13 protein-coding genes are annotated in these 14,080 nt (G+C 40.5%); 12 read left to right on the top strand and 1 reads right to left on the bottom strand.

Going from position 1 to position 14,080, the window contains the following annotated elements:
* Positions 1-51 precede the first annotated feature (51 nt).
* On the top strand, positions 52-1,767 hold the full coding sequence (locus B5X60_RS00810) for an amino acid permease (protein ID WP_079700672.1): 1,716 nt from the start codon (positions 52-54) through the stop codon (positions 1,765-1,767).
* Positions 1,768-1,974: 207 nt separating this feature from the next.
* On the opposite strand, the gene B5X60_RS00805 is transcribed toward B5X60_RS00810, so the two are convergent.
* Entirely contained in the window at positions 1,975-3,912 is a 1,938-nt protein-coding gene (locus B5X60_RS00805; protein WP_079700671.1) for a KUP/HAK/KT family potassium transporter, read from the bottom strand.
* 217 nt (positions 3,913-4,129) lie between these two features.
* Here B5X60_RS00805 and B5X60_RS00800 point away from each other — a divergent pair, with 217 nt between their 5' ends.
* The 11 genes from B5X60_RS00800 to B5X60_RS00750 all read left to right on the top strand — a co-directional run bounded on the left by B5X60_RS00800 (position 4,130) and on the right by B5X60_RS00750 (position 14,057).
* On the top strand, positions 4,130-4,675 hold the full coding sequence (locus B5X60_RS00800; protein ID WP_079700670.1) for a T9SS type A sorting domain-containing protein: 546 nt from the start codon (positions 4,130-4,132) through the stop codon (positions 4,673-4,675).
* Between the two features lie 88 nt (positions 4,676-4,763).
* A complete protein-coding gene (locus B5X60_RS00795) occupies positions 4,764-5,375 on the top strand; it encodes a fumarylacetoacetate hydrolase family protein (protein WP_079700669.1) in 612 nt (203 codons plus the stop codon).
* A 15-nt stretch (positions 5,376-5,390) separates the two neighbouring features.
* Positions 5,391-7,100 carry a M23 family metallopeptidase gene (locus tag B5X60_RS00790; RefSeq protein WP_079700668.1) on the top strand — a complete coding sequence of 570 codons (1,710 nt, stop codon included), beginning with the start codon at positions 5,391-5,393 and terminating at the stop codon, positions 7,098-7,100.
* Positions 7,101-7,164: 64 nt separating this feature from the next.
* On the top strand, positions 7,165-7,626 hold the full coding sequence (gene bcp / locus B5X60_RS00785) for a thioredoxin-dependent thiol peroxidase (protein ID WP_079700667.1): 462 nt from the start codon (positions 7,165-7,167) through the stop codon (positions 7,624-7,626).
* A 93-nt stretch (positions 7,627-7,719) separates the two neighbouring features.
* Complete coding sequence (locus tag B5X60_RS00780) at positions 7,720-8,565, top strand: transketolase (protein ID WP_079700666.1); 846 nt, start codon at positions 7,720-7,722, stop codon at positions 8,563-8,565.
* Between the two features lie 142 nt (positions 8,566-8,707).
* Positions 8,708-9,661 carry a transketolase family protein gene (locus B5X60_RS00775; protein ID WP_079700665.1) on the top strand — a complete coding sequence of 318 codons (954 nt, stop codon included), beginning with the start codon at positions 8,708-8,710 and terminating at the stop codon, positions 9,659-9,661.
* 120 nt (positions 9,662-9,781) lie between these two features.
* Positions 9,782-10,333 (top strand): RNA polymerase sigma factor, encoded by a 552-nt coding sequence (locus tag B5X60_RS00770; RefSeq protein WP_079700664.1) that lies wholly within the window; start codon positions 9,782-9,784, stop codon positions 10,331-10,333.
* Positions 10,334-10,363: 30 nt separating this feature from the next.
* Positions 10,364-10,987 (top strand): hypothetical protein, encoded by a 624-nt coding sequence (locus B5X60_RS00765; RefSeq protein ID WP_079700663.1) that lies wholly within the window; start codon positions 10,364-10,366, stop codon positions 10,985-10,987.
* A complete protein-coding gene (locus B5X60_RS00760; protein WP_079700662.1) occupies positions 10,984-11,421 on the top strand; it encodes a hypothetical protein in 438 nt (145 codons plus the stop codon). The genes B5X60_RS00765 and B5X60_RS00760 overlap by 4 nt, the downstream gene beginning before the upstream one ends.
* A 55-nt stretch (positions 11,422-11,476) precedes the next feature.
* Positions 11,477-12,661 (top strand): aspartate aminotransferase family protein, encoded by a 1,185-nt coding sequence (locus tag B5X60_RS00755; RefSeq protein ID WP_079700661.1) that lies wholly within the window; start codon positions 11,477-11,479, stop codon positions 12,659-12,661.
* 130 nt (positions 12,662-12,791) lie between these two features.
* The gene (locus tag B5X60_RS00750) at positions 12,792-14,057 is read left to right on the top strand and encodes a DEAD/DEAH box helicase (protein ID WP_079700660.1); all 1,266 of its coding nucleotides are present in this window, start codon (positions 12,792-12,794) and stop codon (positions 14,055-14,057) included.
* Positions 14,058-14,080: the final 23 nt, after the last annotated feature.

Genomic DNA, 14,080 nt, shown 5'->3' with positions numbered 1-14,080 from the left:
ATCAATGGGAATTAATTTTTATGTTTGGTCCAAACTTCTTTAAGCAATTCTATGGCTGGTAACTTCTTCCGCAAAAAATCAATTGATCTTATAATGAGGGACCGTCAGGCGGGCTTTTCAGATGCTGAAGCACATGAACATGGGCTTCGGCGAGTCTTAACTGTCAAGGATCTTACGTTGATGGGTATAGCAGCTGTTATAGGCGCAGGAATCTTTTCTACCATCGGGAATGCTTCCTTTAACGGCGGGCCCGGAGTCAGTATACTCTTTGTAATAACTGCTATTACATGCGGTTTCTCTGCGTTGTGTTATGCCGAATTTGCTTCGAGAATACCTGTTGCGGGAAGCGCATATACTTATGCATATGCCTCTTTTGGCGAGCTCGTAGCCTGGATTATCGGCTGGGATCTGTTAATGGAATATGCGATTGGTAATATAGCGGTAGCGATTTCATGGAGCGAGTATTTCACTAACTTACTTGAAGGTTTTAATATTCATATACCAGCATATTTAACCATGGACTATTTGTCTGCTGCAAAGGCACACACGCAAGTCACGGCTGCAGGGACCGACCTGAGTACAATTACCGAAAAGGTTAAATATGCTGCCCAGGCCTGGAATACAGCACCGGGATCAGGGAACTTTAAGTTTATAGCGGACCTCCCTGCTTTGGGCATTGTGTTCCTTATCACTTACCTGGTTTATATCGGCATCCGTGAAACAAAAAAAGCAACCAACGCGATGGTAATTTTAAAGGTTGGAGTGGTTATTGGCGTTATATTGTTGGGTTTCTTTTACGTGACTCCTGCCAATTGGGACCCATTCTTGCCAAACGGCTTTGAAGGCATGATGAAAGGCGTGTCCGGGGTTTTCTTCGCTTATATTGGCTTTGATGCGATTTCTACTACTGCAGAAGAATGCAAGGATCCGCAGCGAGACTTACCCAAAGGAATGATCTATTCGCTGATTATATGTACCGTCCTCTACATCCTGGTAGCCTTAGTGTTGACCGGAATGGTAAATTACAAATACCTTCAGGTTGAAGACCCTTTGGCATATGTTTTTAAAAGTGTTGGCCTGGAGAAAATAAGTTATGTAATTTCAATCAGCGCAGTGATTGCCACAGCTAGTGTGCTGCTAATCTTTCAGATGGGGCAACCGCGAATCTGGATGAGTATGAGCCGCGACGGTCTTCTGCCAAAAAAATTCTCTAGTATTCATCCAAAATATAAAACTCCCTGGTTTGCAACACTCGTAACGGGCTGCGTAGTTGCAATTCCAGCATTATTTATGAACCTGACAGAGGTAACAGACCTTACCAGCATCGGAACTTTATTTGCATTCGTGTTGGTTTGCGGGGGTGTATTACTATTACCTGAGGAACCCGTGACTGATGAGAATAGAAAACGATTTAGAATCCCTTATGTAAATAGCAGGTATATCGTGCCATTACTGGTCATCGTACTTTTCGTGATTTTCCGGCAAGAGATCCTTGGTTTGTTTACATATAATGGCGACTGGCATGTTTATAAGGATAAACTACCTTATTTCCTATTTTTAATAGCGGCGATCGTTATGTCAGTTTTATCGTTCACTAAAAATCTTTCTCTTATACCTGTCCTCGGATTGCTTAGCTGCCTTTATTTAATGACCGAACTTGGTTATACAAACTGGCTACGATTTTTAATCTGGCTGGCTTTAGGCCTGATTATCTATTTTACCTACGGTTACCATAAAAGCAGGCTGAATGTTAAAAATGCAGTTTAGAAGAGATATTATCGGGCAGTTTAACCATTTCTTTTCTTGCACGCCTTTTTCATATTTTCGTAGAAGCTACTCTAACAAATGGACGGCGAAATTACCACGCTGATAAGACGGATGTTAGGCCATCAAGTAAAAATGATCCCGTGTTTCTAATAATTATCAAAAACATCCAGGCAAGTAATGCCCGCTAATCAATACCCGGATTAAGACCTACGTCCGCCTTAATTCATTATCATCTTGAGATGAAACTATTAGCGGCACGCGTTCCACGGTCACGAAACTTATATCCAGCCCAAAGCCCCGCTCCTCGGAAAGAGAGAATTTCTTCAAAATGAAATAGTAGTCCATAATGAATCTTTCGATGAACGTCAGGACATTTGACTTCGACAGGACTTTTTCAAGCACGATGAACCTGAAATCACCAATGATCTTATGTTTGTTGAGCGATGTATACTTACTGATAATATCTACCTCACCATTTCGTACGAGTTCCTCAACAACTTTCCGGAAGAATACGTTGATTTGCTGTTCAACTCGGAATCCCAACTTGAAGTCGATACGAATAAGTTTATTCGGAATCAGGAAGTCAACCTCATATTCCCTTGTAAATGGCTCATCAGTAACATCAACATGTACGAGCCAATAAACATCTGCTCGTTTGGGTTGTTTCTGGAGAATTGAGTACATAATCTTGGATTCTATCTCCGAGTTGAAATTCGCGCTGGTCAGATACACAAGTTGAGATGCGTATTTGGGAACTGATTCATCATCGCTCAGTTCCTTAAGAATTGTGTAATAGCTGTCGATCTCCACAAATTTAACGAAGCGGTTCTTGATCTTTCTTGCAGATGACCATGCCCACATAACAGAGAGGATCAAACTAGCCAGTAATAGAGTAAACCACCCTCCATGCATGAATTTTGCCATATTTGCAATGAGAAAACCTAGTTCGATAATTCCATAAACACTGAGGAAAATCGCTATAACGTAATTTGGGAATTTTTTCCTCTTCAAATATGCCGCTACCAGGATGGTTGTCATTAGGAAGGTAAGGTTTATAGCGAGGCCATACGCGCCTTCCATATTAGTTGATTCCCTGAATATCAATACAACAATAATACATCCCACCCATAGCAACGCATTTATCGAGGGAACATATAATTGACCTTTCTGGTTACTTGGATAATTGATCTTGACCTTTGGCCAGAGATTCAAACGGACTGCTTCTGAGATAAGTGTAAATGAACCTGATATCATTGCCTGACTGGCGATAACTGCCGCAGCGGTTGCAATACAAATACCGAATATTGTGAACCATTCTGGCATGATACTGTAGAATGGATTATCCAGCTTTCCGAGTATACCACCTTGATGCTGCCATAACCATACACCCTGGCCGAAATAGTTAAGTAGGAGACATGCTTTAACATAAATCCAGCTCATGCGGATATTTGCACGTCCGCAATGGCCCAAATCGGAATATAAGGCTTCTGCCCCGGTGGTACACATAAATACCCCACCCAAAATTAAAAGCGCATTTGGGTTTGCAGCAAGAATATGATAAGCATAGTAAGGATTAACTGCCTTTAAAATTTCAGGGAATTGCATCAGGTAAATACCCCCTAAAACCGCCATCATCGTGAACCAGCAGAACATGATCGGTCCGAAAGCCTTACCAATGATTGAAGTTCCAAAGCGCTGAACTAGAAAAAGAATCGAAATAATAAATATGACAATAGGGACTGTCGGGAGGTCCGCATTAAACTCACGAAGTCCTTCAATTGCAGCAGAAACTGTAATGGGAGGAGTGATCATCCCATCGGCAAGCAAAGATGCACCCCCAATCATTGCGGGGATGACCAACCACTTTGCCTTTTTCTTAACAAGTGAGAATAGTGAGAGTATCCCTCCCTCTCCTTTGTTGTCGGCCCGTAACGTAATTATCACATACTTTATTGTGGTCTGCAGCGTGAGGGTCCAAAATATGCAGGATAATCCTCCTAAAATCAAATCTGTAGTTATGATCCTGTCGCCTACAATCGCTTTAAATACATACAAAGGGGACGTCCCAATATCTCCGTAAACTATCCCTAAACTTAACAATAATCCGGCTGCAGATAGGCTGTGGAGCTTTTTTGAGTTTGACACGCTGTATAAATTATGTGACAAAAGTACGTCTTAAAAACAATTAAACAACGGCTTAAAATTTATGTTCAAATCTCATTACGATTAATTAAATTTAAGGCTAACATACGGGCGAAAATTAACGTATACGATATGTTTTTAGTTAAAAATTGTTAAAAACTTTATTGCAATACAAGCGTATATACTAGAAAGCCCTATATTTATACTGTATTTAGTGCGTATGAGAAACTTCTACCTTAGATTACTTGTATTATTCATCACTTTGGGCGGCATGCTAATGCCGGGCCATATTGATGCGTTTGCTAGTACAAGCGAAGTTTTAACGGATACTTCTAAGGTTATAAAAGCCACTATTTCCACTAAAATCACTGATACACGACTCAACAAACCGGCGTTCTTGAAGAATGGGGTAATGGTGAATTTTGTTCCATTTAAACCAGCTAAGGACAAGGTATTCGCAGGTGGTGCTGGTTCAAAAGGATTTAAGCCGGGGGATAGCGACAAAGTATTGAATAACGTAAAGGTTTATCCAAACCCGGTTTCGGATCAGTTAAATCTATCCTATTCCATTTCTAAGGATGCGAACGTAACTATCAAAATCATGGATGTGCTCGGCAATGAGATTACTACATTGCTGACCGAAAGACTATCTGCAGGAGAACAAGCAAATTCGTTTAATATTTCATCGAGGTTAAACAGTGGCTTCTACTTTATTCGTGTGAGCGTAGCCGGTGAAATCATAACAAAACGCATCTCAGTTTTATAGGATAAAGCAGTTTTCCGCTGAGCTTGAAAATTCTTACCGTACATTCCCGAATCTCTACTTACTTTTATTTTTTACTTAGAAAATACTAATGAAAATTATTGCTATTGGCCGCAACTACGCAGAACATGCCAAAGAACTAAATAATCCCGTGCCAACTGTACCAGTTATCTTTATGAAACCTGATACGGCACTATTGAAAGATAATAAGCCTTTTTATCATCCGGAGTTTTCATCCGACATCCATCATGAGATTGAACTGGTGCTTAAAATATCAAAAGAAGGAAAGCATGTTGCCGAAAAATTTGCCTCCAATTATTACGAAGAAATTGCACTTGGAGTAGATTTCACTGCGAGGGATATTCAGCAAAAACACAAAGAAAAAGGACTTCCATGGGAACTAGCAAAAGCGTTTGACAATTCAGCACCAATTAGCAAATTTGTTCCGAAGACACTGTTTGCGGACCTCAGAAATTTGAATTTCAAGCTCGATATTAATGGTAACACGGTTCAATCAGGCAATACTCGGGATTTATTGTTTTCATTCGAGAAGATTATCACCTTTGTTTCACAATATATAACCTTGAAAAAAGGAGATCTTATTTATACGGGAACGCCTCAAGGTGTGGGAAAAGTTAATATCGGAGATCATTTGGCAGGCTATTTGGAAGAGGATAGATTGCTGGACTTTTATGTTCGGTAATATCTTATCCTTAAAATGCATAAATTTCGAATTTTATCTCTCCTCTTTTTTATTTGTACTGGCACTTTAGCCCAGGATGATACATCAAAAGTCTATCCGCAATCATATTTTAGATATCCGCTGGAACTCTCCCCAATTATAGCCGGTAATTTCGGAGAGTTACGGGCCAATCATTTTCATTCTGGTCTGGATTTTAAAACAAATCAACGCGAAGGCTATCCGATATATGCGGCGGCAGATGGATATGTGTCAAGGGTTAGAGTACAAATCGGAGGCGGTGGAAATGCGGTATATCTTACCCATCCAAATGGATATACGACAGTTTACATGCATCTTCAAAGATATAATGAAAGAATTACTCAATCCCTGAAAACTTACCAGTATAGAATAGAAAATTTTGACGTCGATTTTCCACTTCTTCCAGTTGAGATTCCTGTAAAGAAGGGTGAAATTATTGCTTGGTCGGGAAATACTGGTGGCTCAAGCGGTCCGCATCTGCATTTTGAGATTCGTGATACAAACACAGAAGAAACAATAAACCCACAGCTTTTTGGTATTACCATTCCGGACAGGGTAAAGCCCGTGATTAGTGGCTTATATCTATATCATTTGAATAATGAAGCCTTTAGCGAGAACACTCCAAGACAATTTTTCGCAGTTAGTGGATCAGGAGGGAATTATCAACTGAGCCCCAATTCCGTGGTGAATATTGGTGGGCAGGCAGGATTCGGAGTTATGACAACAGATAGAAATTCAGCGTCTGAAAACTCTAATGGTCCATATTCGATCGAGCTGATAGTTGATGGAGAAACGATTTACTCCTCCGTGTGGGAGAAATTCTCATTTGCAAACTCCAGGGCTATAAACTCACATTTGGACTACGCATCCTTAATGAGTACAGGCAGAAGAATACAAAAAGGGTTTGTAGAACCTGGTAATCCGCTGCAGATCTATAAAACAAAGGTGAATAACGGATTGGTAAATATCCCTGAAGGTGAAATTCAAGATGCACAGTATGTGATAAAGGATGTAGCAGGAAATGAAAGTATTTTGAGTTTTAAGATTCGTAATACCGAGACCGCTGCAAAATATGCTAAACCCGTGAAGGGAAAGATGTTGAAATTTGACGTTGACAATCAACTGGATACTAATGGGGTAAAAATCAACATCCCAAAAAACGCGTTTTATAGTGACCTCAATTTTGTTTATTCAAGTGGCCCCGCCCCTGCTGGCGGATATTCAAAAATCCACCATATACATAACCGATTAACACCTGTTCATGGTTCTTATAAACTTGCCGTGGCCACAAATACCAACCTTCCCATCAGACTTCAGTCTAAAGCTTTACTGGTCAGCTCAACCGGTGGGTCACAGGGCGGAACCTATGAAAAAGGCTACGTCATTGGAGACGTACGAACTTTAGGTAGTTTTTATATCGCAATAGACACCATCCCGCCGAGAATAATACCCCTGAATATCACTGAAGGTAAATCCTTCGCAGGAATAGCTCGGATTCAGTTTAGAATATCCGACAACCTCTCCGGGATAAAGTCATTTGCCGGACGAATAGACGGGAAATGGGTATTGATGGAGTATGATGCTAAAACTGCATCTCTATGGCATACCTTTGACGAAAGGACTGAAAAGGGGACTCATGATTTCCAGTTGACCGTAACGGACATGAAAGGAAACGTCACGGACTATAGTGCAGGATTCTACAAATAAATCTTGTTTACTTGGTAGAACCCAGACAGTTTATTTGCTAATTTAGCCGTTCAAAACGTTGACAATGGCAGAATTAAACGAAGGAGAAAAAGCACCTAATTTTACAGGCAAGGATCAAAATGGAAAAAACATTTCGCTTAGTGACTTCTCTGGCAAAGATGTGATCCTATATTTTTATCCCAAAGATGACACTCCTGGTTGTACTGCAGAGGCCTGTAGCTTCCGGGATAATTATCAGTCTCTTTTGAACAAAGGTTTCGAAGTCATTGGCGTTAGTGCAGACGATGAAGCATCACACAAGAAATTTATAGCTAAATACAACCTTCCATTTTCCCTAATCTCTGACGTAAATAAAGAAATTGTTGAGGCATATGGCGTTTGGGTTGAAAAAAACATGTACGGCAAAAAATATATGGGTATTGCCCGAAAAACATTTATTATAGACAAAAATGGGGTTATAACGAAGATTATCTCTAAAGTGGATACCCAAAATTCCTCTCAACAGATAATAGATGCTCTGAAGTAATCTTTGGTTGGCTGTTATTCTCACTATTTGACTCCCCTATCCTTTCCAATTCCAACAACAATAGCTAATTTAGCGGCGCTATAAGCATACACTATGACTCCAGATATTGATAAATTGACAAAACTTGCCGCCCAGGTGCGACGTGATATTTTAAGAATGGTGCACGGCTGCCAATCAGGTCATCCGGGGGGCTCGCTAGGCTGCGCAGACTATTTCGTCGCTCTATATTTTCACGCATTAAAACATAATACAAAGTTTGACATGGATGGAAAGGGTGAAGACTTGTTCTTCCTTTCGAATGGACATATATCTCCTGTTTGGTATAGTGTATTAGCACGAGCGGGATATTTTGAAGTTAGTGAACTGTCGACTTTCAGGAAAATAGATTCAAGACTTCAGGGACATCCTACTACCCATGAGGGTTTACCAGGCATCAGAGTTGCTTCAGGCTCTCTAGGTCAAGGCATGTCTGTAGCTATAGGAGCAGCCTTGGCTAAAAAATTAAACAATGACGGCCGAATTGTCTATTCTCTTCATGGCGATGGCGAACTACAGGAAGGACAGACGTGGGAAGCTGCAATGTATGCAAGCCATAATAAAGTTGATAACCTGATTTCCGCGATTGACGTTAATGGTCAACAAATTGATGGTTCGACCGAAAACGTTCTCTCCCTGGGAAATCTTAGAGCAAAATGGGAAGCATTTGGGTGGGATGTATTAGATATGAATGGTAATGATATGGCTGACGTGGTGCGTGTACTTGATCTCGCCCTTGCCAAGACAGGTAAAGGCAAGCCGATCATGATACTTATGCAGACTATGATGGGAAATGGTATTGATTTTATGATGCATTCACACAAGTGGCATGGGGTAGCACCAAATGATGAGCAATTAGCACTTGCCCTTGCACAGGTCGAGGAAACTCACGGCGATTATTAACAATACATGTGCTTTGAGATGTGAGAAATGAGCTTTGAGCTCTTCTTAAATCAAATAGTTCTATCCTTGACTGAAAGCCTAAATCTAAGTGATAGCTTAGAGCAATTATTTACACAACACCTATCTGGTTACAGATTTTAATATGAAGAAATACACATATACTGAGAAAAAAGACACACGTTCTGGATTTGGAGCTGGCTTGCTGGAAGCTGGGAAAAAGAATGAGCAGGTTGTGGCTTTGTGCGCAGACCTTATCGGATCTTTAAAAATGGATGCCTTTATAAAGGAATTTCCTGACCGCTTTTTTCAGATAGGAATTGCTGAAGCAAATATGATGGGAATTGCTGCTGGATTGACGATAGGTGGAAAAATTCCTTTTACAGGAACTTTTGCAAATTTCTCAACTGGCCGCGTTTACGACCAAATCCGGCAGTCAATAGCATATTCTGATAAGAATGTTAAAATATGCGCGTCCCATGCCGGCCTGACTCTTGGTGAAGATGGAGCCACCCACCAGATATTGGAAGATATCGGTATGATGAAAATGCTTCCGGGTATGACCGTTATAAATCCATGTGATTACAATCAGACTAAGGCAGCTACTATCGCCATTGCGGAGCATCATGGGCCGGTCTATCTGCGTTTTGGTCGTCCGGTAGTCCCAGTTTTCACCGATCCTGATCAAAAGTTTGAAATTGGTAAAGCGTGGATGGTTAATGAAGGCACGGATGTTTCCATTTTTGCAACAGGACATTTAGTTTGGAAAGCTATCGAAGCAGGTGAGAAACTTGCGGAACTAGGAATTAATGCCGAAATAATAAATATCCATACAATTAAACCATTGGATGAGGAAGCAGTCTTAAAGTCGGTAGCCAAAACAGGTTGCGTGGTAACGGCAGAAGAACATAACCGCTACGGCGGATTGGGCGACAGCATCGCTCAGGTTCTTTCAAGAAACAATCCTGTTCCACAGGAATATGTTGCTGTTAACGACAGTTTTGGCGAAAGCGGTACTCCTGATCAGTTAATGAAAAAATACGGGTTAGATACTGACGATATCATAAGTGCTGTACAGCGGGTAATTAAAAGGAAGTAGTCGCAGGAACTCGTTAATTTATGATTCGATATTGAGAAAAGTCAATGGCGAATCAACAAAACGATTTTCCATTTGAGATCTGCATTTCCGATTTGAACAATAAAAACAACGGAATAATAGATGCAGGTTGAAGACTCAGAAATTCTCGACAAGTTTGCCATCGAAAGCACACGTAACGAAGCTTTCAATCTCCTGCTGAAAAAATACCAACAAAAAATATATTGGCACATCCGAAGACTGGTCATTGATCATGATGATACCGATGACCTAGTTCAGGAAGTATTCATCAAAGTTTGGAAAAGTCTTTCAAATTTTCGAAAAGACTCTCAGCTCTACACCTGGCTCTATCGTATAGCTACGAACGAAAGCATAACTTTCTTAAATCGTAAGAAACAGAAAAACAACATATCCCTGGATGAAACCGCCGGATATGAACTGGCGCAGGCGTTGGTTGATAGTCCATACTTCGATGGAGACAAGGCCCAACTGAAGCTTCAGAAGGCTCTGTTGACGTTGCCAGAGAAACAAAGACTGGTTTTCAATATGAAATATTACGACGATCTGAAGTATGAGGAAATTTCCGAAATATTGGGTACGACAGTTGGAGGCCTCAAAGCTTCTTTTCACATCGCTGTTAAGAAAATTGAAGATTATTTATTGAATACTGATTAAACCTTTTTATACACAGAGTATCAAAGGAATATGGAATTAAATGAAAGAGATATAGATTGGCAGAAAGATGCGCCAACTCTTGTTGCGATAGGAAAAGCGATTCCTTTCACTTTACCTGCCCAGTATTTTGAAGAACTTACTCATACTATTAATGCCAGGGTACTAATTGATTGCCAGAGCTTTAATCAAAATGGATTTAGAATACCACATAACTATTTCGAGGAGAGCAGAAGTCAAATTGAGGAACGTATTTCAGTTGGTAACATTAAAGCTCTTGCTCCCACCCATGGATTTACAATGCCTGAAGGATACTTTACTGAACTTTCCGACAGGATTAATGCACGGGTTCAAGAATCTTCAAAAAGAGATATCCCAATCCGCAAATTATATACATCGTGGTTCAGCTACGCTGCGGCTGCATGTGTAACCGTAATGATTGCGACTGGAATTTATTTCAGTTCTAATACCGAGAATTTCAACGAACAACTTTCCGAAGTTCCCGATCAGGAAATTATTAATTATTTACAAGCTCACAGTACAGCGGGTGATACACCGTTTATTATAGAGCATCTTAATCCGGAAGAACTTGATCAGGTTACTCCGGACGTTTCAGCTGACGATTTAGAGCTGTATATTGAAAGTACAACATTATGAAAAGATTAGTAAGGTATGGTTTGTGGGTTTTTGTAATGGGTTTTACATTTACGTTACCAACATTCGCACAAAAAAAGTGGGGGCGATCTGAACAGATTGAATCAATTAAGGTTGCTTTCATTACAAGTAAGCTCGACTTAACAACAGAAGAAGCTCAGAAATTTTGGCCGGTTTACAATAATTATACTACAGAATTTTTGGAGTTGCTTAAAAAACGAAGGGAAGCTAGATATAACAAAAATAGCGACCCGAATGAAACCATTAGTGCCGATATTCTTTATGAGAGTAAAATGCTTGAATTAAAGAAAAAATATAGAAAACTGTATGCAAAAGCGATTCCACCGCAAAAAATTCTTGCATTATACCGGGCTGAAAGTGAATTCCGCGAACACCTTTATAAACAGTTAAATAATAGAAGGAAAGCGGTGGACTAAGTTATAACCTCTTGTCGCCTATGCGTGCTTAGAGAAAGTTTCCCTAATTTCGCACATGCTTACCACTCGTCAGCTTTTCCTTCTAAATACAGCTCAAACATCATCGTTTCCGAGGTCACTCGAAGTTGTGCGCGCCGAGGGTATTTATCTCTATGACTGCTCTGGAAAGCAATATATAGACCTTGTTTCTGGTTTCGCTGTCAGTAACACAGGACATCGCCATCCAAAAGTCGTCGGCGCCATAAAAGATCAGGTTGATAAGTATATGCATTTGACAGTCTATGGAGAGTATATCCAATCTCCACAGGTTAGATTTGCCGAAAAACTAGCTTCTGTCCTTCCCCCTTCACTACAATCAGTTTATTTCGTTAATTCAGGCACCGAAGCCACTGAAGGTGCAATGAAGCTTGCCAAGCGTTATACAGGCAGGGCAAAAATAGTTGCCTGTAAAAACTCTTACCACGGAAGCAGCCAGGGTGCATTGAGTATCATGGGTAATGAGTACTATAAGCAAGCTTACCGTCCGCTTCTTCCCGCAATTGACTTCATTGAATTCAACAAACTCCCAGACCTTGATCTTATTACAGAACAAACAGCTGCCGTAGTAATCGAAACTATCCAGGGAGAGGCCGGCGTGAGAGTACCTAGCCCGGAGTACATGCTGCAGCTCAGGGAAAAATGTTTAAACACCGGTGCCTTATTGATATTGGACGAAATTCAGACTGGTTTTGGGCGAACCGGAACATTATTCGGTTTTCAACAATTCGGCATTGTTCCCGATATTTTACTCATTGCAAAAGGGATGGGTGGCGGGATGCCGATCGGCGCATTTGTTTCCTCTCATGAGATAATGGGGGTGTTAAAAGAAAATCCTATTCTTGGACATATTACAACATTTGGAGGCCATCCCGTTAGTTGTGCAGCCGGACTTGCGAATCTTCAGGTGATTATCGATGAAAATTTATTAGACGGCGTTCCTGCTAAAGAGAAATTGTTCCGAAAATTGCTGCGTCATCCTAGAATAACAGAAGTTCGTGGTAAAGGATTAATGCTCAGCGTTCAACTTGAAACTTTCGATCAGATTGAGACCATCAGCAAGCGCTGCCAGGAAAAAGGCGTTATCATTGATTGGTTTCTGCATTGCGATACGGCATTACGCATAGCTCCACCGCTAATAATTTCCGAAACTGAAATAATTGAAGCTTGCAGAGTGATTATCGAGGTGATTGAAACCCTTTAGGACGGTAAAGTCAACTTTGGGTTAAAATGGAGTGCTGGAAGGCTTGTCGCCAGACACATCTCACATTAAACGCGTACCTTTGCGCCAAAATAAAGTGCTGCCAATTTAAACAGCATATTAAACCCAATTCATGTCATTCGAAAATTTAAATTTAATAGAGCCAATATTAAGAGCTCTAAAAACTGAAGGTTATACAAATCCAACCCCTATACAGGAACAATCGATTCCCATTATATTAGACCGCAAAGACTTGCTTGGATGTGCACAAACAGGTACCGGTAAAACGGCAGCGTTTGCAATCCCAATACTTCAGATTCTTGAAGGAGGAAAAATCTACGACAAAAGTCCGAGAGCAATAAAATGCCTCATTCTGACTCCTACGCGTGAACTGGCTATTCAAATTGGTGAAAGCTTCACGGCATATGGCCGACATACCGGCATGAAACATACTGTTATTTTTGGGGGAGTTTCGCAGGGATCACAAGTCTCTGCTTTGAAATCAGGTGTTGATATACTCATAGCAACTCCTGGAAGATTGTTAGACCTAATTAATCAAAAGTTTGTTCATCTGCATTACCTTAAAATATTTGTATTGGATGAAGCTGACCGGATGCTAGACATGGGTTTTATAAATGATGTAAAAAAGATCATTACAAAGATCCCACAGAAGCGCCAAACGCTCTTCTTCTCAGCAACGATGCCACCTGAGATTCAGAAGCTTGCTAATACAATTCTTGTGTCCCCTGAAAAGGTAGAAGTTACGCCTGTATCAAGTACTGCGGATACCATTGATCAATCAATATATTTTGTTGAAAAAGGAGACAAGAAAAAGTTGCTAATTCACCTTCTCAATGATAAAACAATTAAATCAGCACTTATCTTCACAAGAACTAAGCATGGTGCTGATAAAATTGTAAAAGACCTTGTTAAGGCAGGGATTAAAACAGAAGCAATTCACGGAAACAAAAGTCAGAATGCCAGACAAAAGGCATTGTCAAACTTCAAAACGGGTCAATTAAAAGCATTAATTGCGACCGATATTGCTGCTCGAGGTATTGATATCGAAGAGCTTTCGCACGTGATTAACTATGAATTACCGAATGTTCCTGAAACCTATGTCCACCGCATAGGAAGGACAGGTCGTGCAGGATCCAGCGGTATCGCCCTTTCATTTTGCGACGACGAGGAAATGGAGTATCTCAAAGATATTGAAAAATTAATTGCTCGCTCTATTCCGGTAGTTGAAGAGCAACCTTATCACATGAAAGGGGCAGCTTACCTTTTATCGCAATCAACCAAGAAAAAAGGCAGTTCGAAAAATAAAAAACCTGAACGATCAGATAACACGTCCGGAGCAAAGGGAGCACCAAAACGGTATTTTGGGAAAAGACGATAATTCTAAATGCTGATCTGAGTGAT

The sequence above is a fragment of the Daejeonella lutea genome (genome assembly GCF_900168015.1).
GTDB lineage: Bacteria > Bacteroidota > Bacteroidia > Sphingobacteriales > Sphingobacteriaceae > Daejeonella > Daejeonella lutea.
Note: the sequence above shows the minus strand (reverse complement) of the source record. Positions and strands in the feature narration are given on the sequence as shown.

Excerpts from the sequence above, each read along its gene's own strand:
- B5X60_RS00770 (WP_079700664.1), top strand. The coding sequence starts at position 9,782 with ATGCAGGTTGAAGACTCAGAAATTCTCGACAAGTTTGCCATCGAAAGC.
- B5X60_RS00800 (WP_079700670.1), top strand. The coding sequence starts at position 4,130 with ATGAGAAACTTCTACCTTAGATTACTTGTATTATTCATCACTTTGGGC.
- B5X60_RS00755 (WP_079700661.1), top strand. The coding sequence starts at position 11,477 with ATGCTTACCACTCGTCAGCTTTTCCTTCTAAATACAGCTCAAACATCA.
- B5X60_RS00790 (WP_079700668.1), top strand. The coding sequence starts at position 5,391 with ATGCATAAATTTCGAATTTTATCTCTCCTCTTTTTTATTTGTACTGGC.
- B5X60_RS00765 (WP_079700663.1), top strand. The coding sequence starts at position 10,364 with ATGGAATTAAATGAAAGAGATATAGATTGGCAGAAAGATGCGCCAACT.
- B5X60_RS00760 (WP_079700662.1), top strand. The coding sequence starts at position 10,984 with ATGAAAAGATTAGTAAGGTATGGTTTGTGGGTTTTTGTAATGGGTTTT.
- B5X60_RS00795 (WP_079700669.1), top strand. The coding sequence starts at position 4,764 with ATGAAAATTATTGCTATTGGCCGCAACTACGCAGAACATGCCAAAGAA.
- bcp (WP_079700667.1), top strand. The coding sequence starts at position 7,165 with ATGGCAGAATTAAACGAAGGAGAAAAAGCACCTAATTTTACAGGCAAG.
- B5X60_RS00775 (WP_079700665.1), top strand. The coding sequence starts at position 8,708 with ATGAAGAAATACACATATACTGAGAAAAAAGACACACGTTCTGGATTT.
- B5X60_RS00810 (WP_079700672.1), top strand. The coding sequence starts at position 52 with ATGGCTGGTAACTTCTTCCGCAAAAAATCAATTGATCTTATAATGAGG.
- B5X60_RS00750 (WP_079700660.1), top strand. The coding sequence starts at position 12,792 with ATGTCATTCGAAAATTTAAATTTAATAGAGCCAATATTAAGAGCTCTA.
- B5X60_RS00780 (WP_079700666.1), top strand. The coding sequence starts at position 7,720 with ATGACTCCAGATATTGATAAATTGACAAAACTTGCCGCCCAGGTGCGA.